The following is a 26,134-nucleotide window of genomic DNA, read 5'->3' on the forward strand; positions in this document are numbered from 1 at the left end:
GCGGCCGCGGCGCGGACGGGAGCCTAACGAAATTCCCGCAGAGAGGCGCGGCCGATCGCGCGGAACCGCTGGAAGACGCGGAGCATTTTTAACGCCCCACGTAACGGCGCCGCGCCGGGACCGAGACCAGAACCTCGGAGCGCGCCGCCGGCGGCGGGACGCGCTCGCCGTCGTGGAGCACCATCGCGGTCAAGCGCCCCCCGTAGACCGCGCCCGTGTCGATCCCGGTCGCCCACGCGTGCATCTGCGGCTCGCTCCGCGCGTTGTGGCCGAACACGACGTGCGGCGGGCCCTGGTACGTCTGGCCCCACAGCGTCTTGCCCCCGCGGCGCTCGACCGGCTCGCCGTAGCGGCCGAGGCAGCGCACGTACATCAACGTGTGCGGATCCTGTCGCTCGATCGGCAGCCCGGGGATCAACCCTGCATGGACCACACGGAGCCCGTGCTCCGGCAGATCCAGCCAGTACGGCAGCGTCTCCAGCCACGCCCAGTCCCGCTTGCGCAGCTGCTGCGCGGTCTCCTTCGAGAGCTCCCCCAGCGGCTCGCCGCGAGGATCGCTCCGCCCGGCACGCCAGCGGAGCAGCCGATCCTCGTGGTTGCCCCGCACCGAGATCGCGCCGACCTCCCGGAGCAGATCGAGCGTTCCGCACGGATCAGGGCCGCGCACGATCAGATCGCCGACCATGACGACCCGATCGCCCGATACGAGGCCCACGTGCTCGATCAGCCGCGCCAGCTCGTCCCGGCAGCCGTGAACGTCACCGATGATGATCGTGCGCGGCATCGCACACCCAACGTAGCAGGGACGCCCGTTCCATGGGGGGCGCCCAGGCCCGTCCCCGCGGACGCGGCAGGACCGCGCGGCCCCGCCGGCGAGCGCGCGGCGATCGCCGCGCGCCGCGATCGGAATTTTACAAGCAATTCAGGAGAGTTACGCGCCGGCCACCCGGACGGCGCCGCGCTCGGCCCTGGTCAGGCGCATTACGGGGAGTCGATCTTGGCGCGCTTCGGGATCACGACGATCCCGCCCTCGCTGACGAACCACTTCTTGCGGTCCTCCTCGAGGTTGAAGCCGATCTCGGCGCCGGCGGGGATCTCGACGTCCTTGTCGATGATGCAGCGGCGGAGCTTGACGTGGCGCCCGATCTTGACGTCCTCGAACAGCACGCACTCCTCGATGTGGCTGAAGGAGTTCACGCGGACCCGGTTCGAGAGCACGCTCCTGTGGATCCTGCCGCCGGAGATGATGCACCCGAGCGAGACCAGGCTGTCCGTGGCGATGCCGACGCGCGCGTTCGCCTCGTCGCGGAAGACGAACTTGGCGGGCGGGTCGTGGCTGATCCCGGTCCGGATCGGCCAGCGCGGGTTGTAGAAATTGAACGCCGGCTGGATGCTCACGAGATCCATCTGGGCCGCCCAGTACGCGTCGATCGTCCCGATGTCGCGCCAGTAGCCCGCGCCCTCGTCCTCGCCGGGGACGAGGTTCTCGTGGAAATCGTAGACGTAGACGCGGCTGCCGCTCTGGACCATGCGCGGGATGATGTCGCGCCCGAAATCGTGCGCGCTGTCCTCGGTCGCCGCGTCGTGCTCGAGGACGTCGAGCAGCGCCTTCGTCTTGAAGATGTAGTTGCCCATCGACGCGAGGCACATGCCCGGCCTGCCGGGCATGCTCGGCGGATCCTGCACCTTCTCGTGGAAGGCGAGGATGCGCCCCGACTCGTCGCACTCGATGACGCCGAAGGACCGAGCCTCCTCCTTCGTCACCGGGATGGCGGCGACGGTCACCTCCGCGTCGCGCGACAGGTGATCGTGCAGCATCTGGCGCACGTCCATCTTGTAGACGTGGTCGCCGCCGAAGATGCAGAGGTGCTCGGGCGACTCGTCCGTGATGACGTGCTGGGTCTGGTAGACGGCGTCCGCCGACCCCTTGAACCAGCTCTTGCCCGTGCGCTGCTGCGCAGGGACGGTCTCGATGAAGCTGTCGAGCATCGGCGAGAGGCGCCAAGCTCGGGCGATGTGCTCGTCTAGCGACGCGCTCTTGTACTGCGTGAGGATCTTGATGCGGTGCAGCCCGGAGTTGACGAAGTTCGAGAGGACGATGTCGATGATCCGGTACCGGCCGCCGAACGGCACGGCGGGCTTCGCCCGGTCGTGCGTCAACGGGCCGAGCCGGCGGCCCTCGCCGCCAGCAAGGATCATCACCAAAACCTTCGAGGCTTCGAAAGCGGTGCGCAGGGTCGTCTCGCGCATGGGACGGAGAGGGTACTCGATCGATGTTGCCATCGCGAAGAGCGGAAACACGTCCTTCGCGTATTCGAGGCAACCCCGGGACCGGGAGAACGCCGCGGAGGCCCGCGCAACCCGGCCTGGCGGCGCCGGGCTGAGCCTGGGCGGGTCGCGCGGCGCGCCTCGCCGAGCCCGCCTCTCGCGCCCTCCCGCCCCGCGATCGGGCGGCGCCGGCGGCGGCCCGTCGCGCTCTACCGTCCTCCGCCCGCCCTCCGCCGCGGCGCGCTGCCGCGCGACGAGGATCGATGAAGAGAGGGGGACGTCTCCGTTTCTCTTTACGATCGACTCGCGGCCGTGTTAGCCGTTTCCGCCGTCGCGCGCGCATGCGAGAGGCGCCTGACCCGCACGCGGCGCACCGCTGTCCGAGGGCTATTCCAGAGCTGGATCTTTCCTGCTGGAGGTGCCCGTCACGCTGACCTTGGAGATGCCATGAACGCCCGATTCGGTCGACCCCTCCTCGCCGCCATCCTCCTCGTCGCGGGCACTTCAGGGTGCGGAACGGACGAGCAGCCCTACACGGCAAAGCCCGCCTTCAGCGGCCGCAAAGCGACCCTGCCCGCGGTGCCGACGCTGCCCGCGAAGAACAAGAAGCAGGGTGACGCTTACACGGTCTGGGGCGTCACGCACGACCTCCGGAGCCGCGTCCACTTCGAGGACGTGAACGGCAAGAAGCTCTCGATCGTCGGCTACATCGTCAAGACGAACCTCGCGGAGGCCCCCGCCTGTGCGGTGCACAAGACGGGCAAGGGTGACCCGCCGGACTGCAAGGCGCCGGTCCCCAGCTTCGCGATCGCCGACGAGAAGGGCGAGACGAAGGACATGATCGAGGTCATGGGCTGGGCGTCGAACTTCGCGCAGATCTACAGCATGATCGAGGCGATCGACAAAGCGCCGCGGGGCAAGGAGGGCGAGGCGAAGCTCACGGACGAGTTCTGGGGCCAGGAGCTGCCGAACCCGATCCCGGCCGTCGGCGCGAAGGTCAAGGTCACCGGCACCTACGGCGTGACGTTCACGAAGTCGACAGGCGGCGCGGCGGCCAACCCGAAGTACGGCATCCTGTCCGCGGAGCAGATCGAGTACCTCGAGCCGCCGCCCGAGAAGGCCACCCTCCCCGGCATGAAGCGCAGGCCCTGACGCAGCCGCTGGCGGCGGCGGTGCGACGTCGCGCCGCGCCGCTTCACGTCAGGGTGGACCGGATCCCGCTGCTCGGCTCGGTCGCCGCCGACTCGAAGACGGCATCGACGAGCAGCCGCCGCGCCGACGCGTCGTCCGCTTCCCGGCGATCGACGCGCACCAGCGACGCCGGCGCCTGGCGGATGATCGCGTCGAACACCTCCCGATCGAACCGGTACAGCTCCTCCCCCACGATCACGGCGTACAGGTGCGACGCCGCGCTCGTCGCCCGGAGCGAGCGCAGATCGCACTCGCGCACCGTCACCCCGAGCCGGGCCCCCGCCTCCCTGCACACAGCGACGAGCTCGGCAGGACAACCGGCCACGATCACGAGCGGCGCGGGCGGAGCGCTCGGGACCACAGCCTTGCGCGGCTTCGTACCGTCCTCCATAGGCGCCTCAGCGTAGGCCACGAGTCGAGTACGCCGGCAAGGGAATTGTTTCGTCAGGCACCACCGGCGAGCCCGCCTTTCTGCGCGAGACAGCGGCCATCAACGCACCCCCGCTCCCTGCTGGATGTGCCACCCCCGGCCCTCTGCCACGCCGATGAAACGGATCCGCCCCGACCGCTCCATGTCGTCGACCAGCTCCTCCGCCTCGAGCTGCGAGATGTCGATCCGGTCGCAGAGCACGTCCCGGAACCGGGTCTTGCCCTGCACGTAATCCTCGTCGATCAGCGGGCCGAGCGAGCCCGCCAGGATCTCGGCGGCCAGCTCGAGCGCCACGACGGGCGTCACCACGGTCTCGGCGGTCGTGCGGACGCTCTCGTCCGTCGTCTGGACGGCCGCGTCGCCCATCGTGACGCTCGCGTCTCCGGTGATGAGGGTGCCGTACTCGACGGTGCTCCGATCGGTCGTCATGACTCCACCTCGTCCGGGCTCGGGCGGGTCCGGATGCCGCGCCCGCGCCAGGCTTCCTTCCTCGCTCATGGAGCGCGGGAGGCCCGAGCGGAAGCCGCGCGGAAGCCGAACGGAAGCCGAACGTAGACCGAGCGGAGGCCGACGCCGCGAGGGCGCCTCCGGGGACGGCGATCCTGGCGGCGATTTCAGGCGGCAACCCGCCGAAGATCAGGGAAGCTACCGCTCCTGCCAGGCCCATCGCTCGAGGGGGGGGAGGCCCTGGGCCACGAGATCATGATGTCGTCCCGCGAGTACTCCCCATCACGCCCCAGCCGCACGGGGGCGGCGCGCACGCCGATCCCCCGCGCGCAGGGGCTGATCCCGTTCCAGCTCGTCGGTCGGGTGCTGCTCCACGCGATCCTCGTCGGCGTCACGGCCGGCATCGCCGGCTCGCTGTTCTTCGCCGCCCTCGAGCTCGCCGAGCACGAGCTCTTCATCGCGGTCACCGGCTACGAGCCGCTCCGCGCCAAGGGCGAGGCGGTGCTCTCGAGCGCGCACGTCGGGGCGTTCCGGCCCTGGCTCGTCCTCGTCCTGCCGGCGTTCGGCGCCCTCGTCGGCGGGGTGCTCACGACGGCGCTCGCGCCCGAGACCCGCGGCGGCGGCGGCGACGCCTTCATCCGGGCGTTCCACCACATGGGCGGCATCGTCCGCCGCCGCGTCCCGGTGGTGAAGGCGCTCGCCTCCATCTTCACGCTCGGCTGCGGCGGGTCCGGCGGGCGCGAGGGGCCGACGATGCAGATCGGCGGCGCGCTCGGCTCGATCATCGGGCGCGCCCTCCGGGTGGACACGCGCGAGCGGCGGATCCTGCTCATCGCCGGCGCGGCCGCGGGTATGGCGGCCGTGTTCCGGACGCCGCTCGGGGCCGCGCTCCTCGCCGTCGAGGTGCTGCACCGCGACGACTTCGAGGCCGACGCGCTCATCCCCTCCATCCTCGCGAGCGTCGTCTCGTACTCCGTCTTCATTTACTTCTTCGGCGAGTCGACCCTCTTCGCGCACGCTCCCCGCTACCCGTTCATCCCGAGCCACCTCCCCCTCTACGCCGCGCTCGCGCTCGTCGTGTCGCTCGTGGCCACGGTCTTCCTCCGGACGCTGCACGCCGTGGAGTACACGGTGCACCGCATCCCGCTGCCGCCCTGGGCGAAGCCCGCGCTCGGCGGCCTCGCGCTCGGCGCGCTCGTGACCCCGCTGCTCATGCTCCTCGGGCCGCGCTTCGCCAGGCCGGGGGAGGGGTTCGGGATGCTGGGCGCGGGGTATGGCGCGGCCCAGATCGCGATCACGGGGGCCTCGTGGCTGCCCGGCGGGTGGACCGCGGTGCAGCTCCTGCTCGTGCTGCTCGCCACGAAGATCGTCGCGACCTCGCTCACCGTCGGCTCGGGCGGCAGCGCGGGGGACTTCGGCCCCTCGCTCGTGCTCGGCGCGCTCACGGGCGGGGCCTTCGGGCGCGCGGCGGAGCTCCTGCTCGGCGATCCGCGCATCGACCCCGGCGCGTTCGCGCTCGTCGGGATGGGCACGTTCTACGGCGGGATCGCGCATGTGCCGATCGCCTCGCTCGTCATGGTCTGCGAGCTCGCCGGCAGCTACGACCTGCTCGTGCCGCTCATGCTCTGCGAGGGCATCGCCTTCGTGGCGCTCCGGCACAGCACCCTGTACCGCGCGCAGGTCGCGACCAAGCGCGAGTCCCCGGCGCACCGGGGTGAGCTCATCGTCGACGTGCTCCGCAGCATCCGCGTCGCCGACATCGTCATCCGCAGCCGCCCGTTCGTGTCGTTCGAGGCGCGGACCCCCGCCTCGATCGTCGTCGAGCGCATCGCGGCGTGCGAGTGGCAGGACACCTTCCCCGTGCTCTCCGAGGACGGCAAGGTCGTCGGCACCATCGACGCCGAGATCCTGCGCGCCACCGCGACGAGCCCCGAGCTCTCGGGGCTCGCGATCGCGCACGACATGATGGCGAGCCCCGCGTCGGTCAGCGAAGCGGAGGACCTGCACCACGCGCTCCAGGTGCTGCTGGAGCTGCGCGTGCGAGAGCTCCTGGTCACCGACGCCGAGGGCAAGATCGTCGGCATCCTGGACGAATCCGACGTCACGCGCGCCTACCACGACGCGACGGCGGAGCTCGAGAGCGCGGGACAGTAGGAATCTCGGGACAGGCGAGCGACGACGACGCACGACGCACGACGCACGCATGGCGCGCTCGTCCTGGAAATTCGGGAATGGCTAGCTTTCGCGCGCCCACGCGGGCGACGCGCGCGTCTCATGGACGTGCGCGCGCGGATGTCCTGGTCGCGCCGCGCGCCCGATCGTGGTTCGGGCGTAATGACGCAAGCCTGCGGCCCCCACCGCTTTCGGGAGTCTCCTGAGCTTTCAATCTTGGATTCCACGCAGCGACGGAACGGAGCGCGTGGGGAATACTCTCGTTCATCCGGAGAATTCGGGGTCCGGAGAGCGCAGGGGAGAACGGCATGCTTGTCGATACGCTCGGAGGTCGGACGGTGCGGCGCAACGCGGAAGTACGAACACGATCGAGCGCGCCGAACAGCCGCGCCAAGCTCGTGGTCGTCGTGGACGACGAGCCGAACATCCAGGAGGTCGTGAGCATGATCTTGGAGAGCGAGGGCGGCTACGAGGTGCGCTGCGCCTCGAACGGCGAGGAGGCGCTGGCGTTGCTCGACCAGATCGCGCCGCCGGATCTGCTCGTCGTCGACATCATGATGCCGGTGATGGACGGCTGGGGCCTGCTCACGGCGCTCCGGCACAACGAGAAGACGGCCCGTATACCAGTCATTGTTTCATCCGCGTCTTCAAAACATGACGCGACGAGCCTCGGTGTCGCTCGGGTGCTGCCCAAGCCGATCGACTACGACGCCTTCCTCGCCGCGGTCGACGAGCTCACGCGCTCCAGAGAGCGGCAAATCCTCGACGCCGAGTAGGCCGCGTCGATCAGCCGACCGCGCCACTGCCTCCATCGCGGCAGAAACCGCAAATGGCCCATGGACCTCCAGGGCCGTCCGGCGGTAGCTTCACTCCAGTGTTGTTAGAGAACCCGGGTGCCGGCCTCTTCGCCGGCTACACTCCCCTCCCCGGCGCCTACGACGAGCTGTTTGGTCGAGACGGCGCTCCTCGCCCCGAGTTCCTGCGCACTGCCACGCTCCTCGGCGCGCTCGCGCCGAACGAGTTCGCGCGCGCGCAGCACCTCGCGGAGCTCGCCCTGCTCAACCAGGGCGTCACGTTCTCCGTCTACGCGGATCAGCGCGGCGCGGAGAAGATCTTCCCGCTCTGCCTCGTCCCCCGGATGCTCTCCGCGGCGGACTGGGCCCACATGGAGCGGGGCCTCGAGCAGCGCGTCCGCGCGCTCGGCCTCTTCCTCGACGACGTCTACGGGGACCAGCGCATCCTCAAGGAGGAGCGCGTCCCCCGGGACCTCGTGCTCGGCTCCGGGCAGTACCTGAAGCAGGTCCACGGCCTGCGGCCCCCGGGCGGCGTGCGCATCCACATCGCGGGCGTCGACATCATCCGCGATCCGGCCGGGACCTTCCGGGTCCTGGAGGACAACCTCCGCACGCCGTCCGGCGTCTCCTACGTCCTGGAGAACCGGCTCATCAGCAAGCGCGTCCTGCCGCACCTGCTGGACAAGGCGCGCGTGCAGCGGGTCGACCATTACCCGGCCCGGCTCGCCGAGACGCTGCGCTCGGTGTCGCCCGCGAGCCCGAGCGGCACGAGCGCCGTCGTGCTCACGCCGGGGCCCTACAACTCGGCCTATTTCGAGCACAGCTTCCTCGCGCGCACGATGGGGCTCGAGCTCGTGCAGGCCCCCGACCTGTTCGTCGATCAGGACGAGGTCTTCGTCCGGACGACGCGCGGCCCGCGCCGGGTCCACGTCATCTACCGCCGCATCGACGAGGCGTTCCTCGACCCCGAGGCCTTTCGCCCCGACAGCATGCTCGGCGTGCGCGGCCTGATGCGCGCCTACGCCGCCGGCAACGTCGCGCTCGCGAACGCGCCCGGCAACGGCGTGGCCGACGACAAGGCCGTGTACCCCTTCGTGCCGGAGATGATCCGCTACTACCTCGGCGAGGAGCCGGTCCTCGAGCAGGTCCCCACCTACCTCTGCATGCGCGACGACGACCGGCGCTACGTGCTCGACCACCTCGACCAGCTGGTCGTCAAGGCGGTCGACGAGGCCGGCGGCTACGGCATGCTGATGGGGCCGCAGTCGACCGCCGCGCAGCGGGACGAGTTCCGGGCGCGCATCCAGGCGACGCCGCGCCGCTACATCGCCCAGCACCGGATCGAGCTCTCGACGAGCCCCACCTGGGACCCGACCACGAAGACCGCGGTCCCGAGGAGGCTCGACCTGCGCCCCTACGTGCTGACGGGCCGCGACGGCGCGTGGGTGCTGCCCGGCGGGCTCACGCGCGTCGCGCTGGTGGCCGGCTCCTACGTCGTCAACTCGAGCCAGGGCGGGGGCTCGAAGGACACCTGGGTCCTCAAGGGCCCAGGGGAGAACGGGCAGCGCACGCCCTCGGTCGGCGGCTCCGACGCGAGCCCCGCCGCCGCGAACAACGACCCTCCCGGCGCCGCGCCGGGCTCTGCCCCCCCGGAGGCCCCGTGATCTCCCGCGTCGCCGATCACTGCTTCTGGTTCGGCCGCTACCTCGAGCGGACCGAGAACATGGCCCGCATCCTCGCCGTCACGCAGAACCTCGCGCTCGACGCCGAGATCCCGACGCAGCAGTGCTGGCTTCCGGTCATCATCGTGGCCGGGCAGAAGGAGCACTTCGGGGCCGAGCACGGCGAGGAGGCCGCGGCCGACGGCGAGCTCGTTCAGCGCTACATGAGCTTCGACGAGGACAACCCGACGAGCCTCCGCAGCTCGATCTCGGCCGCGCGCTGGAACGCGCGGTCGATCCGGGAGGTCGTCAGCCTCGAGGTGTGGGAGACCGTCAACGAGCTCCACCTCTGGGTGAACAGCGACGAGGCGCGGGAGGAGTTCGGGTCGAGCCGCTACGCCTTCTACCGGCGCGTACGCCAGCTCACACAGCTCTGCCTCGGGCTCACGCAGAGCACGATGCTCAACGACACGCCGCTCGATTTCATCTGGCTCGGCGTGCTGCTCGAGCGCGTCGGGCAGACGGCGCGCACGCTCGACGTGCACCACCACGCCCTGACCAACCTGCCGCCGCCGTCGGAGATGAGCGCGCAGGCGCAGGGCGCGCTGCGCAGGCAGCACCGGGTCGTGGAGACGGCGCTCTGGCTCTCGCTCCTCCGCGCCTGCTCCGGGTTCGAGCCGTTCATGAAGCTCAACCAGGGTCAGGTGAGCGAGCAGGCTGTCGCCCAGTTCCTCCTGTACGAGCCGCGCTTCCCGCGCTCGATCCGGCACTGCGTCCACGCGGCGTTCGCGCGCCTCTGCGAGATCCGGCCGCCGGACAGCGTGGCGCTCCCCGGCGGCGAGAGCCTCGAGCGGCTCCAGCTCCTGCACCAGTGGGTGGCCGACAGGGCCACCGAGCCGTTCGACCCGATGGCGGTCCACGCGGCGCTCACCCATGTGGTCGACGAGACGGCGATGATCTGCGACGGTATCGGTCGTGAGCTGCTCGGTTACGGGCCGCCCGACAGCAACCCCACGGTCACGAGCCAGTAGCCGCCAGAGTCGCCGACGTACCCATGCCGAATCTCCTCGCGATGTCGTTCGAGGGCGAGCTCGCCCCATGTTTCGATCTCACCTGCCTGCAGCCCGGACGCAAGCTGCCTGACGGCTGGGGCATCGGGTACTACCCCGGCGGCGAGCCGAGCGCCTCGGTGCTCAAGGAGCCGGCGCCGCCGCAGGGGAGCATCCGCAGCGAGCTCGTGAAGGCGTGGGAGCACCTCGAGTCGTCGCTGCTCGTGCTGCACATCCGCACGGCGACGTGGGGCAGCGTCAACGACGCCAACACGCAGCCGTTCAGCCGGAGCTGGGGCGGGCGCGACTGGCTGTTCGCGCACAGCGGCAGCCTCGTCGACCGGATCGAGGTCGATCCGAAATCGCTCTTCCAGCCGGTCGGCTCGACGGACACGGAGCTCATCCTGTGCGAGCTCATGCGCTGGATGGCGTCGGAGAACCTCCGGAGCATCGGCGACATCGATCCGGCGGTGCTGCGCGACTGGTTCGACGAGATGAACGAGCACGGCCCCCTCACGACGGTCCTGGCCGACGGCCGCGATCTGGTGGTCTACGCGGATCGCGATCGCGAGGGGGACGCGTTCCTGTGGGAGGTGCTGCCGCCGTACGAGCGCCTCGCGTTCGGGGACGACGATCTGGAGGTCGACCTGACGCGCCGGGGGGTCAAGAGCCGCAAGGGCGTCATCGTCTCGTCGGAGGAGCTCAAGGTCCACGCGGGCGGGCGGGCGGCGTCCTGGAAGCGCGTGCCGCCGGGGCACCTCGTGGTGCTGCGGCAGGGGGCGCTCCGGGCCACGGCGTCGCCGCGCACCGACCGGCGCAAGCCGTCGTCGTCCACGCCGCCGCTCTCGTCGCGGCCGGTCCGGCGCCCCGTGCACGCGGCGATCCGCCGCTTCCAGGTGGTGCACCGCACGTCGTACCACTACGCGACCGCGGTGGAGCGCAGCACGCATCTCCTGCGGCTGACGCCGGCGCACGACCGGCTGCAGACGCTGCTGCACAACGAGATCGAGGTGTCGGTCGAGGGCCAGCAGCGCGAGTACGACGACGTCTTCGGCAACCGCGCGCGGCGGGTGCTGCTCGACACGCCGTTCCATGATCTCGTCATCGAGTCGAGGTCGCGGGTGGAGCTGCTCGACACCGATCCGCTGAGCTTCCGCCCGCTGCGCGCGCGGTCGACGATCCCGCTCGTGTGGATGCCGTGGCAGCGCCAGATCCTGCAGCCGTTCCTCCTGCCGCCGGAGCTGGCCGAGAGCGAGCTCTCGGAGCTCATCGAGTACGCGATGACCTTCGTGGAGCGGAACGGCTACGATCTGCTCGACACGCTGCTCGACCTGAACGCGTCGATCTTCGAGGAGTACGAGTACAAGCAGGGGTCGACCAACCTGTTCACGACGGCGTTCGACGTGTACGCGAACCGCCGCGGCGTGTGCCAGGACTTCACGAACCTGTTCATCTGCCTGACGCGGCTGCTCGGCGTGCCGTCGCGCTACGTGTGCGGGTACATCTACACGGGGCCGAAGCACGAGAACCAGCGGCAGAGCGAGGCGTCGCACGCCTGGGTCCAGGTGTACCTGCCGGAGATCGGGTGGAAGGGCTTCGACCCGACGAACGGGATCCTCACGCAGACCGATCACATCCGCGTCGCGGTCGGGCGCAACTACGTGGACGCGACGCCGACCTCGGGCACGATCTACGTGGGTGGCGGCGCGGAGCGCCTCGCGGTCGACGTGCGGGTCGAGCCGATCGATTAGAGCGGCGGTCACCCGCTTCGGATACGGGCCCATCTCGACGTTTTCGGTGCTCAGCGCACTGGAGTGCGCTTCCGCGCCGAAAACGCCGATCTGGACCCGTCTCCTGTGCGGGTGACCGCCGCTCTGCGACGCTCGTACCAGGCTCAGCTGAAAACCGCTCGAGGAGCGCCGGCGGCTCACGGCCGCCGGGCGCTCGATGGGGAGGGCGGCCGGCTCAGGGCCGCGTGGCGATCCAGTAGAGGAGCGCGGTCCGGCTGAGGCCGTCGTCGAGCGCGGTGAGCGCCTGCGCGTCCTCCCAGGCGGCCTCCTTGTCGACGGTCGCGTGCGCCGCGATCAGGAACGCCTTCCAGGGGTCCTCCGCGGTCGCGGTGGTCTCCGAGATCTCGGGCCACGCGTCCTGGACCCAGTCCTTGGAGATGAGCGACTCCGAGATCGGCGTGATCGGGAGCAGCTGGATCCCATAGACGTACTCGGGGTTGGGACCGAACCACGTCCCGAAGTCGGCCTTCGTGGACCAGAGCACGCCGACGGCGCCCTTGTTCTTGAACGGCTCGGGGTAGACGGTGCTGTCCGCGGTCACCTGCCAGTACGTCTGCGCCGAGGCCGTCTCCATGGCGAGGAGCACCCGGCCGAGGTTCTCCACGTCCTCGTTCTCGAGCGCCTCACCGAGGAGCTGCATGCTGTACCAGGCGTTGACGGCCTCGGAGGTCGACTCCTGGTTGCGGCCGTCCGCGAACGGGAACAGCCCTGACGCCCACGAGTGGCCCCTGAACCAATCCATGCTGCGGAACGGCGTGAAGAACGTGTCCTTGGCGCTCGGGTTGGCGATGTCCCGGACGAGCCAGAGCGCCTTGTCCCCGTACTCCTCGCGCCACGCCTCATCGCTCTTCGCGAGCACGGCCGCCGCGTAGAGGAAGTAGCCGTAGTGGAAGTGATGATCGTTGTAATACCCCTGGCCGAAGTCGGCGGCCTCGTCCGTCAGGCCCTTGGTCGTCACGAGGCCGCCCCAGGTCGTGTCGTAGACGAGGGGGTTGTCGTTCTGGCCGTTGAGCCACGGGTTGAGGCGCGACTTGAGCCGCGCCCTGAGCTCCTCCGCGAGATCCGCCTTGCCGACCACCTCGGCGATCTGCGCGAGGCGCGCGAGCTTCGCGAGCTGCTTGCCCCCGAAATAGGGGTCTGTCCCGGCGACCGCCTCGTCGGGCATGAAGCCCTTGTCCTCCTCGAGGGCCGCGATGATGGCCTCGCCCCACTCGTCCGAGGCGCGGCGCGGCGCGTCCCAGCCGATCGTGCTGAGCGGGTACTCGAGCTCCCAGCTCGCGCCGGAGATGCCCTTCATCTGGCCGATCACGGTCGGGTACGAGACGTCCGCCGTCTTGAACATATCGAGGTGATCCAGATGGTGCGGCAGCGCCATGGTCAGGAGATCGCCCTCGCCCTCGGTCTTCCAGACGAAGCGCACCGTGGCGTTGTCCTCGGTGACCGAAGCCTCGATGTCGCCGCCGACCGGGATGACGGCGGCGTGGTCGTCGAGCGCGGCCGCGGCGTTCGGCCCGGGGACGAGCGCGAGGCGGAGCGAGCCCTCGTACGGCTCGTCCGCCGTCATGGAGAGGGCGTCCCACTCGAGGCTGATCTCGGGGAACGCATAGAGCACCCACGTCTGACCGTTGTTGAGCGAGATCTCGAATCGGTCGCCCGTGACCGTTGTGGGGCTCGTCGACTCGCCGTTGACCTCGGTGATCGCCACGCCGTCGCCGGCGCGGACGGAGGGGGCGAGCCCGTCGTACGTGGCCGTCACGTACGGCATCCCGTACACGATGGGCGCCGTCATCGTGCCGCCCTCCGCCGCCCACTCCACGGTGACCGAGAGGAGATCGGCCGACTTGACGGTGTGGCCAGAGAAGGCCTGACGCGCGCTGAGCGCGAGCTGCGTCAGGTCCGCCGAGGTGACGGCCGTGCTCTGCACCACGACGTCGGGCCGGGAGATCGACAGCGCCTGTCGGACCGCCTTGAGGTCGTACGGCGCGGCGTTGATCCGCTGATCGCCCGCGCCGAGAGCGAAGTTCATCCAGGTCGCGTTCGTGGGGAGCGGGGCCTTGAGATCGGCCAGCACGGCGCCCGGCGCGAGCGGGTGCTCCGCCTCCATGAACTCCGGAGCGACGTCCGAGAGCGGCTTGCTGCGGTCGAGATCCCACGTCTCGACCGGCACGCCGCCGGTGCCGCCGGTGCCGCCGCCGCCGTCCCCCCCGCTGCCTCCGCCGCCGTCGCCCTCGGTCACCTTGGGCGGCGGCTCATCGTCGCCGCACGCGGCGATCGCGGAGAGGCAGCTCAGCAAAGCAAAAGTCCGTAGCATCGGATGCTTCAACATCATAATCCAGCTCCCTCGCTCCCTCGCTCCAGCGCTCATCGCTCCACCTGCCGCGAAGCGGATCGAGAGATGAGCCCTGGTGTCGTGGTAGTTTCATCGATTTGCAAGCAACGGTACAGATTCTTTCATGAAGCGCCGGGCCCGTCCAGCTTGGCGAGCCCGCCGTCCCCGCGCCGGAGGCCCTCGCGATGCCATCCATCAGGCGATCGACGACCCGCACGCCCCGAGTCGGCTATGTCGTTGTCCGACGGTTCCTGGGGTCCTTTATCGCGTCTTCGCAGGCGCCTTGGCCGCGCTCTTCGCAGGCGCCTTGGCCGCGCTCTTCGCGGGCGCCTTGGCCGCGCTCTTCGCGGTCGCCCGTGCTCCAGGCGCGGGCGGCGCCTCGCCTCTGCCGCCTCCGCGCACGAGCGCGAGCACCTCGTCCGCGTGTCCGTCGACCTTCACGGCGCTGAAGGCGTGCTTCACCGCGCGATCGGGGCCGATGATGAAGGTGCTCCGGATGGTGCCCATCACCTTCTTGCCGTACATCGACTTCTCGCCGTAGACGCCGTAGGCGTTGTGCGCGGCGAGATCCGGATCGCTGAGGAGCGTCACCCCGAGATCGTATTTGTCCCTGAACTTCCGGTGGCGTTCGACGGAGTCGCGGGAGACGCCGAGCACGACGGCGCCGGCATCGGCGAAGGCGCGCAGGGCCGCGGAGAAGGCCTGGGCCTCCCGCGTGCAGCCGGGGGTGTCGTCCTTTGGATAGAAGTAGAGGACGACCGTCTTGCCCGGGAAATCCGCGAGGCCCACCGTCTTACCGCTGTCGCTTTCGAGAGAGAAATCGGGGGCACGATCGCCAGCATTCACCATCGCTCGTTCGCTCCTTGTCCGCCCGGGCGCAGGGAGGACAGCCCCCCTTCCCCATCGGCGCGCACGATATCACGCGACGTCCCCGGCGTACCACATAGCGCCCCCCGGCCCGCGCCAGCGTCGCCGCGCGCCGCGCTCAGTCGGCGGGGCCCCGGCCCGGAGGGCGCGGGCGCTCAGGGCCAGCCTGGATCCGGCTCGGGCGGAGCTTGGATTCCGTCCGAGAGCGGCCGCACGACGACGGCGCGCTCCACTCCCGGTTTCCCGCGCCTGCGCGCGGCCGCGGCGCCCCTCCCGCGAGGCGCGGCGCGCGGGCGCGACGGACGACTGCGTGGTGACATACGATCTCGAGGGGATCGCGAAGAGCCCGGTCGCGAAGAGCCCGGCCGGCGGAGCGACGCAGGGGGGCGCTCGATGATGATGTGAACCCGCGAACCGCGAACCGAACGAACCGCGCAGGCCACCGCGCGCGCGACCGCGCAGGCAGCGGAGCGTCGCCGGGGCCGGCTTGCCCCCCCAGGGCAACCGAGGTACCCAAGGCACATTCGCAAGGCGCATGGCTGGCGTCATCGAATGAAATGGCATCAGCGCTGCTGGAGGAGATCATGACCCTGCCCGTCCCCGTGTACATCGTCGCAGCGGCCCGGACGCCGATCGGCGCGTTCCAGGGCGCACTCTCGCCCTTGCCCGCCCCCCGCCTGGGTGAGGTCGCCATCCGGGCGGCGCTCGAGCGGGCAAAGCTGTCTCCGGAGGCCGTCGAGGAGGTGTTCCTCGGCAATGTCCTGTCCGCCGGTATCGGGCAGGCTCCGGCCCGGCAGGCCGCCATCTTCGCCGGCATCCCGAGCAAGGTGCCGGCCACCACCGTGAGCAAGGTCTGCGGCTCGGGCCTCCAGGCCGTGATCTTCGGCGCGAAGACGGTGGCGCTCGGCGACGCGGACGTCGTCGTCGCCGGCGGCATGGAGTCGATGTCGAACGTGCCCTACTACCTCCCGCAGGCGCGCACGGGCTACCGCATGGGCGACGGCAAGCTCGTGGACGGCATGATCCACGATGGCCTGTGGGATCCGTACGGCAACTTCCACATGGGCACCGCGGGCGACGCGTGCGCCAGGGAGCACGGCTTCTCGCGGGAGGCGCAGGACGAGTACGCGAAGGAGAGCTTTCGCCGCGCGGTCGCGGCCCAGCGCGAGGGGCTCTTCGCCGCGGAGATCGCGCCCGTCTCCGTCCCGCAGAGGAAGGGCGACGCCGTGATCGTGAAGGAGGACGAGGGCCCGCCCGCCGGCAAGCCCGAGAAGTTCGCGTCCCTGAAGCCCGCGTTCCAGAAGGACGGGACGATCACCGCGGCCAACGCGTCGTCGATCAACGACGGCGCGAGCGCGCTCGTCCTGGCGAGCGAGCGAGCCGTCAAGGAGCACAAGCTCACGCCGCTCGCGCGGATCGTGGGCTATGGCGGCGCCGCGCAGGCGCCCGAGTGGTTCACGACGGCGCCGGCCGCGGCCATCGCGAACACGACGAAGAAGCTCGGCATCCCGACGGACCAGATCGACCTCTTCGAGGTGAACGAGGCGTTCGCGGTGGTGGCGCTCGCGGTGAACAAGCTCTCCGGGCTCGACGCCCAGAAGGTCAACGTCCGCGGCGGCGCGGTCGCGCTCGGCCACCCGATCGGCGCGAGCGGGGCGCGCATCCTGACGACGCTGCTCTTCGCCATGAAGGACCGGAACGCGAAGCGCGGCCTGGCCACGCTCTGCATCGGCGGCGGCGAGGCGCTCGCGGTCGTCGTGGAGCGGTGATCCGCCCGCAGCCCGTCGGGCCCGGCGTGCGCGGCGTGGAGGCCTTCCCCGCGCGCACGCCGACCCTGCCGCCCGCGACCCACACGAACAGCTACGCGCTCGGCGGCGGCGAGGTGCTGCTCGTCGAGCCGGCCACGCCGTACGAGGACGAGCGCCGCGAGTGGCTCGCCTGGGCGCGCGGCTTCGCCTCCCAGGGGCGGTCGATCGAGGCGATCGCGGTGACCCACCACCACGCCGACCACGTCGGGGGCGCGCGCTTCTTCGCGGCCGAGCTCGGCTTGCCTGTCTGGGGGCACGCCGAGGCGGCCCCGCGCCTCCCGGGCGTCCCGCTCGCGCGCCGCCTCGCGGACGGGGAGGTGGTGCGGCTCGGCGGGCCGGAGCCGACGGCGCTGCGGGTGCTCCACACGCCGGGGCACGCGCCCGACCACCTCTGCTTCCTCGATGAGGCGCAGGGCGCCCTGGTCTGCGGCGACATGGTGGCCGGCGAGGGGACCATCCTGATCGATCCCCGGGAGGGCGACATGGCGGAGTACCTCGCGCAGCTCGATCGGCTCGCGGGGCTCGGGGCGCGGGTCGCGCTGCCGGCGCACGGCGGGCCGATCGGCGCGCCGGAGGCGCTGTTCCGGCGCTACATCGCGCACCGGCTTGGGCGGGAGCGGCTGGTGGTCGCGGCGCTCGAGGCGGCCAGCGAGGCCGGCGCAGGCAGCGAGGCCGGCGCGGGCGGCGCAGGCGGCACGCCGATCGAGGCGCTCTTGCCGGTCGTCTATGCAGACACAGCGCCGCTCGTCTGGCCGCTCGCGCGGCTGAGCCTCGAGGCTCACCTGATCAAGCTGGAGCGCGAGGGGCGGGTGGTGCGCCGCGAGGACCGATGGCGGCGCGCGGCGGGGGCAGGCGCCTGACCGTACGGCCGGGCGGAGCGGGGTCACTTCGTGGAGGCGTCGCGCTTCGCGCGCCGCGGCCTCGTGCACCGCCTCGCCCATCAGGACGCACGCGGCAGCTCGACCCGGAACACCGAGCCGGCGCCCGGCTCGCTCTCGACGAGGAGGCGGCCGCCGTGCGCCTCGACGATGCGCTTCGCCACCGCGAGCCCGAGGCCCGTCCCCGGGATCGCGCCCGCCGACGCCTTGAGGCGCTGGAACGGCTCGAAGAGGTGCGCCAGATCCGCCGGATCGATCCCGACCCCGCGGTCGCGAACCGCGATCTCGGCGCGGCCCGCGCCGCCGTGGACCGCCACGTCGACCTGGCCCCCGGTGGGAGAGTACTTGAGCGCGTTCGACAGGAGGTTGTTGAGCACCTGCTGGATCCGCGCCGCGTCGCAGCGGACGAGCACCGGCGCCTCGGGGAGCGAGAGCTCGATCGGGTGCTGCGGCGAGACCGGGCGGTAGAGCTCGGCCGCCTCCTGCACGAGCTCGCGCAGGTCGCGATCCTCGACCCGGAGGTCGAGCTTGCACGCCTCGATCCGCGACGCGTCAAGGAGGTCCCCGACCATGCGCTCGAGGCGATCGACCTGCCGCCCGACGAGCGCCATGGTCCGCTGCACGCGCGGCTCGGATGGGGGGCCTCCGTCGTTGACGAAGCCGACCGACAGCCGGAGCGCCGAGAGCGGGTTCCTGAGGTCGTGCGCCACGCCGCCGAGGAACGCGAACTGCGCCTCACGCTGGCGCTCCAGCGACTCTGCCGTGCTGTTGAAGGCCCGCGCGATGTCCCCGAGCTCGCGCGGCCCGACGAGCGGCGCGCGCGCGGCGCGGTCCCCCGCGCCGTAGCGGCCGATCGCCTCCTGGATCGCGACGACGGGGCCGTAGACGAGCCGCCGCGCGCTGATGAGGACCAGGGACGCGCCCGCCATGAAGAAGATGACGGCCGCGACGCCGGCGGTGGTCGCGCGCCGGCCCAGACGCTCTATGAGCGCCTGGGACTCACGGGCCTGATGGAGGTTGATCTCGACAAGGCGGTCCAGGGCCTTGAACGCCTCATCGAAAGCGAGCGAATCGGTGGCGGGCGCCGGCGCATCCGGCGAGGGGGGTGAGCCGCCGGCATCGCCGGCTCGACGCCCGACGAGGTACTCGTCGACGCGCCGCTCTGCGTCGACGAGCACGCCGCTCTCTTCCTCGCTGCTCACGTGACGGTGAGCCTCCGCAAGGCCCTCCCTTAGCTCGATCTCCCACTCGTGGAAGGTGGAGATCGGCCCGCCGCTGGCGGACCCAGCGCCGCGGTGGATCTGATGTGCATCGCGGAGGAGGTCGATCTGCAGGCTGTGCACCAGGCGGACGCTCTCGATCGCGTCGCCGAGGATCCCGGTGGCCTGCTGCATGGTCGCCGCAGCGGCCATGAGCGCGGCGACCACGGCGATCGCCGCGCCCGTGAGGAGAAACGTCGCGATCCCGAGGAGCGTGCTCAGGCTTGGCCGCCTCGAGGAGCCGAGCTCTGGCGCGCGCCGCGCCACTGCTGATTCCATGGCGTCGATTGATCCGATTTCGCGCCCGAGGCAACTCGTACGCACCGCCGCCCCCGAGCGGCGCGGCCCTCCACGCTCGCCCGCGGGCGCGGCGCGTCTCCGCGGCGGCTGGTGACGGCGCCATGGCGGAGGGTGGAGGCCGGCCAGACGGCAGCGCCGGCGAGCTCGGCTCGACAGCGCTGGCCGAGGATGGGCGGCGTCACGGCGCGGGTGTCACTGGCACGCCTGGGCGGCCGTGTTCCGGCGGAGCCCGCAGGCGAATGTGCCGCCGCCGCAGCTGAAGACGCTGCAGTACTCGTGCACCTCCCTGCGCCCATCGCCGTAGGTTTTTACCTCGCAGTCCGCAGGGCTGTAGTCGCACACCCCCTGGCAGCGGATCGGGCCGGTCGTGCCGTCGTTCGCGTCCGTGCACGGCCGCTCGTCGAGCTGGGTGGTCGCCGTGAACCCCACGTCCGCCTGATCATCGAAGTGCCCCGTGCAGAAGTGCGCGTCGGTGACGGTGCCCTCGAGATAGCTCCGGAGGGCCGACGAGAAGAAGGGCACCGGGTTCGGCGCCTTGTTGTCGGCGACGCGGCGGACCTCGAAGTGCAGGTGATCGTTGCCTGGCCAGTCCGACGATTCGCCGATCTCCTGCCCCGGGACGACGAGATCGCCCTCGGCGACCAGGCTCGACGCGGCGTGCCCGTAGATGACGTACACCGAGCCATAGCGGATCGTGAGATCGATCTGGGAAGGCGCGCCCCGGGCAGTGGGGTACCTGCCTGTGCAGGCGTCTCGCCCGGCGCACATGACCTTTCCATAGCCGACCGAGTACAAGGGGCTGCGCGCCGGGACGGAGAAATCGAGCCCGCTGTGGTTGCCGGAGGTGTGCGTGTAATAGACGGTCTGGAGCACGACCGAGGTGCACGTATGGCCGAAGTACTGCCCCATGGGCGGCGCATCCCCGTTCGGCATCGTGGTGGGGTGATTGCAGAACGTGGGCACCTTCGTGCCGCTGAGCTCGTCGCCGGGCCCCACCTCGCCGCAGCCGGTTGTCGGGCCCCCCCCGCCGCCGGCGCCCGAGACCGACGCGTTCGTGAGGGTCGCGCCGTCGTCGTACAGGCTGGTATCCAGCTCGAGCGGGTACGTGGGCGCCGCGCTGCTCGTGTGGAACACGGCCCCGTTCTTCAGGTAGCTCACCTGGCCGCTCTGCACCTCGACGCGGAAGACATCGCCGGCCTGGTAGGTCCCGAAGTAGCCCTGTCCAACCCCTTGCTCGTAGATCTCCAGCCCCCCGTCGCCGCGCAGGTAGATCGCGTAATCGATGTCTCCGTAGCCCTGATCGGCGTCGCCGTGGCCAAGGCCCGCCATCTTGTACCGGTTCGTCTCGTTCGTGGAGAACTCCACGTACCCGTCGCCCGACGCGATCTGCTGGACCGACGAGGCCCCTGCGTGCCAGCCCCAGCCGGCGGCGCGCGCCAGCGAGCCCCCGCTCGCCGGCGCATGGCGGACGTTCTTCCAGAACCCCGGCGGCATGCAGCTCGTGTCCCCGGCCGCGCAGCTCACGAGCTGGGCGCCGGCGACGGTCGCGCCCTCGTGGTTCAGGCTGGTATCGAGCCTGAGCGGATAGGTGGGCGCCGTCAGGCTCGTATGGAACGCCAGCCCGTTCTTGCGGTACCGCACCTGGCCATTGAACACCTCGACACGGAAGACGTCGCCGGCCTGGTAGGTCCCGAAGTACCCCTGTAGAGCCCCTTGCTCGTAGATCTCCAGGCCCCCATCGGCGCGCAGGTAGATCGCATAGTCGATGTCCCCGAAGCCCTGATCGGCGTCGCCGTGGCCGAGGCCCGCCATCTTCTCGAGGCTCGCCTCGTTCGTGGAGAACTCAGCATAGCCATCGCCCGCCTCGATCTGCTCGGCCGACGAGGCCCCCGCGTGCCAGCCCCAGCCGGCGGTGCGCGTCAGCACGCCTCCGTTGGCGGTGGCATAGCGGACGTTCTGCCATAGCCCGGGGGGCATGCAGCTCGTGTCCCCGGCCGCGCAGCTCACGACCTGGGCGCCGGCGACGGTCGCGCCCTCGTGGTCCAGGCTGGTGTCGAGCCCGAGCGGGTAGGTGGGCGCCGTGGTGCTCGTGTGGAACACCATCCCGTTCTTGCGGTAGCGCACCTGGCCATTGAACACCTCGACGCGAAAGACGTCCCCGACCTCGTAGCTCCCGAAGTATCCCTGTCCAACGCCCTGCTCGTAGACCTCCAGGCCCCCGTCGTCGCGCAGGTAGATCGCGTAATCGATGTCTCCGAAGCCCTGGTCCGTGTCGCCGTGGCCGAGGCCCGCCATCTTCTGGAGGTCTGCCTCGTTCGTGGAGAACTCCACGTAGCCGTCGCCCGCCTCGATCTGCTCGGCCGACGAGGCCCCGGCGTGCCAGCCCCAGCCGGCGTCGCGGGTCAGCAGGCTTCCGTTCGCCGTGGCGTAGCGGACGTTCTTCCATTCCTGCGGCGGCATGCAGCCCTCGTCCCCGGTCGCGCAGCTCATGATCTGGGCGCCTGTGACGGTCGCGCCCTCGTGGTTCAGGCTGGTGTCGAGCCCGAGCGGATAGGTGGGCGCCGTGTTGCTCGTGTGGAATACCATCCCGTTCTGCCGGTAACGCACCTGGCCATTGAACACCTCGACGCGGAAGATGTCGCCCGGCTGGTACGTCCCGAAGTACCCCTGTCCAACCCCCTGCTCGACGATCTCCAGGCCTCCATCGGCGCGCAGAAAGACCGCATAGTCGATGTCCCCGAAGCCCTGATCGGCGTCGCCGTGGCCGAGGCCCGCCATCTTCTCGAGGCTCGCCTCGTTCGTGGAGAACTCCACGAACCCGTCGCCCGCCTCGATCTGCTCGGCCGACGAGGCTCCGGCGTGCCAGCCCCAGCCGGCGCTTCGCGTCAGCACGCCTCCGTTGGCGGTGACATAGCGGACGTTCCGCCACAGCCCCGGCGGCATGCAGCTCGTGTCCCCGGCCGCGCAGCTCGCGACCTGGGCGCTTGTGATGGTCGCGCCCTCGTGGTTCAGGCTGGTGTCGAGCCCGAGCGGGTAGGTGGGCGCCGTGGCGCTCGTGTAGAACACGAGCCCGTTCTTGCGGTAACGCACCTGGCCGCTGAACGCCTCCACGCGGAAGACGTCGCCGGCCTGGTACGTCCCGAAGTAGCCCTTCCCGTACCCCTGCTCGACGATCTCCAGGCCTCCATCGGCGCGCAGAAAGACCGCATAGTCGATGTCCCCGAAGCCCTGATCGGCGTCGCCGTTGCCGAGGCCTGCCATCTTGTCGAGGCTCGCCTCGTTCGTGGAGAACTCCACGAAGCCGTCGCCGGCCTCGATCTGCTGGACCGACGAGGCCCCGGCGTGCCAGCCCCAGCCGGGGCTGCGCGTCAGCAAGGTCCCGTTCGCCGGGGCGTAGCGGACGTTCTTCCAGAACCCCGGCGGCATGCAGCTCTCGTCGCCGGCCGCGCAGCTCGTGACCTGGGCGCTGGTGACGGTCGCGCCCTCGTCGTGCAGGCTGGCGTCGAGCGCGAGCGGGTAGGTGGGCTCCGTGTGGCTCGTATAGAATACGACCCCGTTCTTGCGATAACGCACCTGGCCATCGAACACCTCGACGCGGAAGACGTCGCCGGCCTGGTAGGTCCCGAAGTAGCCTTTTCCGTACCCCTGCTCGAGGATCTCCACGCCCCCGTCGGCGCGAAGGAGCACCCCGTAATCGATGTCCCAGAACGATTGGCTCTCATCGCCGTGGCTCAACCCGGCGATCTTGGTCCGGTTCGCCTCGTTCGTGGAGAACTCGACGAACCCGTCGCCCGCCTCGATCTGCTGGACCGACGAGGCGCCGGCGCTCCAGCCCCAGCCCGGGCCGCGGGTCAGGGCGCCGCCCGACACCTCGACCTCGACGGCGTTGTTCCAGAAGGCGGTGGCGCCCTCTGCAGCCCGCGCGTCTCTCGCGCTCGCGATGGTGCTCCCGACGGCGAGCGCCGCGAGGAGCGCGCCTTTGCAGAGCCTCCTCATGATGCGCCCGTCCTCCCGCGGCCCGCGACGAGCGCGGCGGCGAGGCATGGCGCAGGGTACCGGATGGATCTATCGAATGCGTGTTGAAGCACGGTGTTGATCTCCTCTGGACATGGATCGTTGATGAGAAGCCGGGCAGACAAAGCCCTCCCGCCAGCGCGCCGCTGCCGGTAGCGCGTCGCGCGTCGCGCGGCCGTCGCGCGTGCGTCTCCGTTCACCAGCGCGCGACGGCGGCTGGCCCTGGCGCGCAGGAGGGCGCGGATCGGGTGTGGCTCGACGGCCACCCCCGTTCCTACGCCGCGGCCGTCCGGCTTCTGACAGGCACCGATCCTCTTTTCCCGCGCGCCGCCGGCCATGCCCGGCGAGGGGCGTCGCCGGGCGTGGCGGGCATGGCCGGCGAGGGGCGTCGCCGGGCGTGGCGGGGAGCGCGGGGGGCCGGGGACGCGGGCGTGCTCCGGCCGGGCGGCGGCCAGGAGGCGCCCGCGCGGCGCGGCACCGCCGTGCTATGTCGAGCGGCATGGCAGCGCCGCGCATCGCCGTCGTGGGTCACGTCGAGCACGTGACGCTCGGCCGCACCGAGGGCGTCCCCCAGCCGGGCGACATCGTTCACCTGCTCGACGCGCGCTTCCTGCCCGGCGGGGGCGGCGGCCTCGCCTTCGCGCAGCTCTGCCGGAGCGACGCCGAGATCCACCTCTTCACCGCGCTCGGGCACGACGCCGCGGCGCGCGCCGTCGAGGAGCGCATCCGCGCCGCGCCGGGGCGCGTGCACGTCCACGCGGCGGCGCGCGCCGTGGATCATCCGCGCGTGGTGGTCGTCGTGGACGCCGACGGCCGTCGCACCATCCTCGTCACCGCGGCCCCGCTCCAGCCCGCCGCGACCGACCCGCTCCCCTGGTCGATCCTCGCCGGCTGCGACGCCGTGTACTTCACCGGCGCCGACCCCGAGAGCCTGCGCCTCGCGCGCGCCGCGCGTCGCCTCGTGGTGACCGCCCGCCGGGGCGCGGCGCTCCGGGCGGCGGCGATCGCCCCCGACGTGGTCATCGGCAGCGCCTCCGATCCGCGCGAGAACGCCCCGCTCGACGCGTACGACCCCTGCCCCGGCGCGCTGGTGCTCACCGACGGGCCGCGGCCCATCCGCGTCCTCCGCCCGGGGAGCGCCGCGCTGGTCGACGCGCCGCCCGCGCCGGACCGCGTCCTCGGCGAGTACGGCGCCGGCGACAGCTTCGCCGGGGCGCTCACCTTCTATCTCGCCCACGGCCTCCCCGTCGAGGAAGCCTGTCGCCTCGCTGGACCGCACGGCGCCGCCGTGCTGCGCGGGATCGATCCGATCGAGACGCAGACGGCGCTTATCGCGCCGTGACTCGGGTCCACCTCTGCGGGGCGGGATCCCGGCGCTTGTACCCTAGATGCAGCACCAGGGGTAGAGCGTTGATGCAGCCCATGTCTTGTCCTGCTTGCAGCGCATCGCCCCACCGCAGTTGCCGCCCCCGAAATCGTCCTCGCAAGCATAGCCGACAGCATCGCACGGCTCGCCTGGGCTGGCGCCCTCGCACGGAGCGCAGCTCGCGTTGGCCCCGGAGCATCCACCGCACGCCGATTGCTCCGTCTTGAGCCAGGCTGCCGGCCGCGCTGCGCAGCTGTTATAGATATCGTCGGGATCACCTTCATTGGGTTTGCATTCGAACACGAGGACGCAATCGCCCGTCGTGTACGTGCAGGTCTTCCCGATCTCAGGACACGCTGTCGACTCGACAAGCACCTCGCTCGGGCACCCGGGCGAAACCATCGTCTCCCCGCTCGGCGCGCCGCCTTCCCCGCTCGGCGCGCCGCCTTCCCCGCTCGGCGCGCCTCCGGACCCACTCGCTGAAGCACTATCAGCGTCGAGGTCCACGTGCGAGGAACAGCCGATGAACAGGGGCACAACGAGGGCAATACCGACGAGAGAGATGTGACGCATCAGCTCCTCCGGGCCTGCCCTCAGCAATTGCCGTTCCGCGGCGATCCTTGCCTTGTTTCATGCAGCTGCGTCGAGCGCGGGAGTTCCCCTCTGGCCCAGGTTGGCACGCTTCGGCATGCCCCCATGGCGCACGGACCTCCGTCCAGCCAGCGTGCTCCTGATCCAGCCTGCCCGGTCCAGCCTGACCAGGCTACCGGGCGGACGGCGCGGACTCCGCTTTCATGGCCACGTCGCCCCCGCCATCGCCGCCATCCTCGCCTCATCGCGGCGTCAGGAGAGCCACTCCGCGCGCGCTCGGGCGACCTCCGCCGGGGCGCATCCCTCCTCCGGGGCGCGCAGGCGCTCCCATGCCTGCTCGATGTAAGCGAGGCACTCCATGATGGATCCCTGCTTGCCGGCCTCCCGCGACCCGCTCGGGATCGCGCGCTCGACCGGGCAGACGGTGTACTGCTTCTCGTGATCGACGACGACGCGATAGGTGGCTGCGTCCTGCCGCTCTTCCTGGTTCATCTTCCCCTCCGCGGGTCGGCCCGATTGCGCTGCGGGGTCGCACCATAACCTCGGTCCCCGCGCCGTCGAGCCGGAATCTCCGAGCACGGATCGCAGGATCAGGCCGTCTCCGCCCGAGACGGCATCACGCCGGGATCGATGCCCGTGTCACGACATCACGCCAGCGAGACCGATGGCCCATGGACCCGCTCCACCATCGATCGACGCCTCACGTCGCGGGAACAGGCAAGGAGCCTCAGCGCATGTAGTGTCGTGCTGGCATCGCAGCAGGCCGGAGCGGGAAGGGTGGGCGCGGCGGGGGAAGGCGGGTGGCGAACTGCGGGTCACCCCGTGGGCCTGTCCGAGCTTGGCGAGCCTCGCGTCGCTCTCGTCCTCGACGCCATCGTCGAACAGCCGGTCGAGCGTCGCTGTGATCTCGTCGAGGACGA

19 protein-coding genes are annotated in these 26,134 nt (G+C 70.9%); 9 read left to right on the forward strand and 10 right to left on the reverse strand.

What is annotated here, in order from left to right:
* Positions 1–88: 88 nt before the first annotated feature.
* Together WMF11_RS39735 and glgC are read right to left on the reverse strand one after the other, a co-directional pair.
* Positions 89–784, reverse strand: a complete 696-nt coding sequence (locus WMF11_RS39735) for a metallophosphoesterase (RefSeq protein WP_012239701.1) — start codon at positions 782–784, stop codon at positions 89–91.
* Between the two features lie 197 nt (positions 785–981).
* Positions 982–2,250: a glucose-1-phosphate adenylyltransferase gene (gene glgC / locus WMF11_RS39740; protein WP_437544951.1), complete on the reverse strand. Its 1,269-nt coding sequence runs from the start codon at positions 2,248–2,250 to the stop codon at positions 982–984.
* Between the two features lie 465 nt (positions 2,251–2,715).
* Here glgC and WMF11_RS39745 point away from each other — a divergent pair, with 465 nt between their 5' ends.
* Positions 2,716–3,420 carry a hypothetical protein gene (locus WMF11_RS39745; protein WP_437974510.1) on the forward strand — a complete coding sequence of 235 codons (705 nt, stop codon included), beginning with the start codon at positions 2,716–2,718 and terminating at the stop codon, positions 3,418–3,420.
* A gap of 43 nt (positions 3,421–3,463) precedes the next feature.
* On the opposite strand, the gene WMF11_RS39750 is transcribed toward WMF11_RS39745, so the two are convergent.
* Both WMF11_RS39750 and WMF11_RS39755 read right to left on the reverse strand, forming a co-directional pair.
* Positions 3,464–3,850, reverse strand: coding sequence for a hypothetical protein (locus tag WMF11_RS39750; RefSeq protein ID WP_437904352.1), 387 nt, complete (start codon positions 3,848–3,850; stop codon positions 3,464–3,466).
* A gap of 99 nt (positions 3,851–3,949) precedes the next feature.
* Positions 3,950–4,318, reverse strand: coding sequence for a hypothetical protein (locus WMF11_RS39755; protein WP_437544954.1), 369 nt, complete (start codon positions 4,316–4,318; stop codon positions 3,950–3,952).
* Positions 4,319–4,591: 273 nt separating this feature from the next.
* Here WMF11_RS39755 and WMF11_RS39760 point away from each other — a divergent pair, with 273 nt between their 5' ends.
* From WMF11_RS39760 to WMF11_RS39780, 5 genes are all read left to right on the forward strand, one after another.
* Positions 4,592–6,490, forward strand: coding sequence for a chloride channel protein (locus tag WMF11_RS39760; RefSeq protein ID WP_437904353.1), 1,899 nt, complete (start codon positions 4,592–4,594; stop codon positions 6,488–6,490).
* Between the two features lie 326 nt (positions 6,491–6,816).
* Positions 6,817–7,284, forward strand: a complete 468-nt coding sequence (locus WMF11_RS39765; protein WP_012239707.1) for a response regulator — start codon at positions 6,817–6,819, stop codon at positions 7,282–7,284.
* Between the two features lie 53 nt (positions 7,285–7,337).
* Positions 7,338–8,966 (forward strand): circularly permuted type 2 ATP-grasp protein, encoded by a 1,629-nt coding sequence (locus WMF11_RS39770; protein WP_437904354.1) that lies wholly within the window; start codon positions 7,338–7,340, stop codon positions 8,964–8,966.
* Positions 8,963–9,994, forward strand: coding sequence for an alpha-E domain-containing protein (locus WMF11_RS39775; protein WP_437974511.1), 1,032 nt, complete (start codon positions 8,963–8,965; stop codon positions 9,992–9,994). Before WMF11_RS39770 ends, WMF11_RS39775 begins: the two co-directional genes overlap by 4 nt.
* 23 nt (positions 9,995–10,017) lie before the next feature.
* Positions 10,018–11,763, forward strand: a complete 1,746-nt coding sequence (locus WMF11_RS39780; RefSeq protein WP_437904356.1) for a class II glutamine amidotransferase — start codon at positions 10,018–10,020, stop codon at positions 11,761–11,763.
* Positions 11,764–11,977: 214 nt separating this feature from the next.
* Here WMF11_RS39780 and WMF11_RS39785 read toward each other — a convergent pair whose 3' ends face one another.
* Together WMF11_RS39785 and WMF11_RS39790 are read right to left on the reverse strand one after the other, a co-directional pair.
* A complete protein-coding gene (locus tag WMF11_RS39785) occupies positions 11,978–14,131 on the reverse strand; it encodes a glucan endo-1,3-beta-D-glucosidase (protein ID WP_437974512.1) in 2,154 nt (717 codons plus the stop codon).
* A 261-nt stretch (positions 14,132–14,392) separates the two neighbouring features.
* Positions 14,393–14,980 carry a peroxiredoxin gene (locus tag WMF11_RS39790; protein ID WP_437974513.1) on the reverse strand — a complete coding sequence of 196 codons (588 nt, stop codon included), beginning with the start codon at positions 14,978–14,980 and terminating at the stop codon, positions 14,393–14,395.
* A gap of 602 nt (positions 14,981–15,582) precedes the next feature.
* Here WMF11_RS39790 and WMF11_RS39795 point away from each other — a divergent pair.
* Both WMF11_RS39795 and WMF11_RS39800 read left to right on the forward strand, forming a co-directional pair.
* Positions 15,583–16,767 carry an acetyl-CoA C-acyltransferase gene (locus WMF11_RS39795; RefSeq protein WP_437911072.1) on the forward strand — a complete coding sequence of 395 codons (1,185 nt, stop codon included), beginning with the start codon at positions 15,583–15,585 and terminating at the stop codon, positions 16,765–16,767.
* A complete protein-coding gene (locus WMF11_RS39800) occupies positions 16,764–17,666 on the forward strand; it encodes an MBL fold metallo-hydrolase (protein WP_437974514.1) in 903 nt (300 codons plus the stop codon). Before WMF11_RS39795 ends, WMF11_RS39800 begins: the two co-directional genes overlap by 4 nt.
* Before the next feature lie 80 nt (positions 17,667–17,746).
* Here WMF11_RS39800 and WMF11_RS39805 read toward each other — a convergent pair whose 3' ends face one another.
* Positions 17,747–19,222: an ATP-binding protein gene (locus WMF11_RS39805; RefSeq protein WP_437974515.1), complete on the reverse strand. Its 1,476-nt coding sequence runs from the start codon at positions 19,220–19,222 to the stop codon at positions 17,747–17,749.
* A gap of 213 nt (positions 19,223–19,435) precedes the next feature.
* Entirely contained in the window at positions 19,436–23,239 is a 3,804-nt protein-coding gene (locus WMF11_RS39810; protein ID WP_437974516.1) for a M23 family metallopeptidase, read from the reverse strand.
* Between the two features lie 517 nt (positions 23,240–23,756).
* Between WMF11_RS39810 and WMF11_RS39815 the strand changes: the two genes are divergently transcribed.
* Positions 23,757–24,599, forward strand: coding sequence for a PfkB family carbohydrate kinase (locus WMF11_RS39815; protein ID WP_437974517.1), 843 nt, complete (start codon positions 23,757–23,759; stop codon positions 24,597–24,599).
* Between the two features lie 42 nt (positions 24,600–24,641).
* Here WMF11_RS39815 and WMF11_RS39820 read toward each other — a convergent pair whose 3' ends face one another.
* Together WMF11_RS39820 and WMF11_RS39825 are read right to left on the reverse strand one after the other, a co-directional pair.
* Positions 24,642–25,196, reverse strand: a complete 555-nt coding sequence (locus WMF11_RS39820; protein ID WP_437974518.1) for a hypothetical protein — start codon at positions 25,194–25,196, stop codon at positions 24,642–24,644.
* 270 nt (positions 25,197–25,466) lie between these two features.
* Positions 25,467–25,706, reverse strand: coding sequence for an MbtH family protein (locus tag WMF11_RS39825; RefSeq protein ID WP_012239717.1), 240 nt, complete (start codon positions 25,704–25,706; stop codon positions 25,467–25,469).
* Positions 25,707–26,134: the final 428 nt, after the last annotated feature.

Source organism: Sorangium sp. So ce295, from assembly GCF_051527405.1.
Lineage (GTDB): Bacteria > Myxococcota_A > Polyangia > Polyangiales > Polyangiaceae > Sorangium > Sorangium cellulosum_B.

What these genes read in the sequence shown, in the direction of transcription:
- WMF11_RS39735 (WP_012239701.1), bottom strand. Translation starts at nt 784, where the DNA reads ATGCCGCGCACGATCATCATCGGTGACGTTCACGGCTGCCGGGACGAG.
- WMF11_RS39780 (WP_437904356.1), top strand. Translation starts at nt 10,018, where the DNA reads ATGCCGAATCTCCTCGCGATGTCGTTCGAGGGCGAGCTCGCCCCATGT.
- WMF11_RS39810 (WP_437974516.1), bottom strand. Translation starts at nt 23,239, where the DNA reads ATGAGGAGGCTCTGCAAAGGCGCGCTCCTCGCGGCGCTCGCCGTCGGG.
- glgC (WP_437544951.1), bottom strand. Translation starts at nt 2,250, where the DNA reads ATGCGCGAGACGACCCTGCGCACCGCTTTCGAAGCCTCGAAGGTTTTG.
- WMF11_RS39785 (WP_437974512.1), bottom strand. Translation starts at nt 14,131, where the DNA reads ATGATGTTGAAGCATCCGATGCTACGGACTTTTGCTTTGCTGAGCTGC.
- WMF11_RS39770 (WP_437904354.1), top strand. Translation starts at nt 7,338, where the DNA reads ATGGCCCATGGACCTCCAGGGCCGTCCGGCGGTAGCTTCACTCCAGTG.
- WMF11_RS39760 (WP_437904353.1), top strand. Translation starts at nt 4,592, where the DNA reads ATGATGTCGTCCCGCGAGTACTCCCCATCACGCCCCAGCCGCACGGGG.
- WMF11_RS39755 (WP_437544954.1), bottom strand. Translation starts at nt 4,318, where the DNA reads ATGACGACCGATCGGAGCACCGTCGAGTACGGCACCCTCATCACCGGA.
- WMF11_RS39790 (WP_437974513.1), bottom strand. Translation starts at nt 14,980, where the DNA reads ATGGTGAATGCTGGCGATCGTGCCCCCGATTTCTCTCTCGAAAGCGAC.
- WMF11_RS39825 (WP_012239717.1), bottom strand. Translation starts at nt 25,706, where the DNA reads ATGAACCAGGAAGAGCGGCAGGACGCAGCCACCTATCGCGTCGTCGTC.
- WMF11_RS39795 (WP_437911072.1), top strand. Translation starts at nt 15,583, where the DNA reads ATGACCCTGCCCGTCCCCGTGTACATCGTCGCAGCGGCCCGGACGCCG.
- WMF11_RS39765 (WP_012239707.1), top strand. Translation starts at nt 6,817, where the DNA reads ATGCTTGTCGATACGCTCGGAGGTCGGACGGTGCGGCGCAACGCGGAA.
- WMF11_RS39750 (WP_437904352.1), bottom strand. Translation starts at nt 3,850, where the DNA reads ATGGAGGACGGTACGAAGCCGCGCAAGGCTGTGGTCCCGAGCGCTCCG.
- WMF11_RS39805 (WP_437974515.1), bottom strand. Translation starts at nt 19,222, where the DNA reads ATGGAATCAGCAGTGGCGCGGCGCGCGCCAGAGCTCGGCTCCTCGAGG.
- WMF11_RS39815 (WP_437974517.1), top strand. Translation starts at nt 23,757, where the DNA reads ATGGCAGCGCCGCGCATCGCCGTCGTGGGTCACGTCGAGCACGTGACG.
- WMF11_RS39745 (WP_437974510.1), top strand. Translation starts at nt 2,716, where the DNA reads ATGAACGCCCGATTCGGTCGACCCCTCCTCGCCGCCATCCTCCTCGTC.
- WMF11_RS39820 (WP_437974518.1), bottom strand. Translation starts at nt 25,196, where the DNA reads ATGCGTCACATCTCTCTCGTCGGTATTGCCCTCGTTGTGCCCCTGTTC.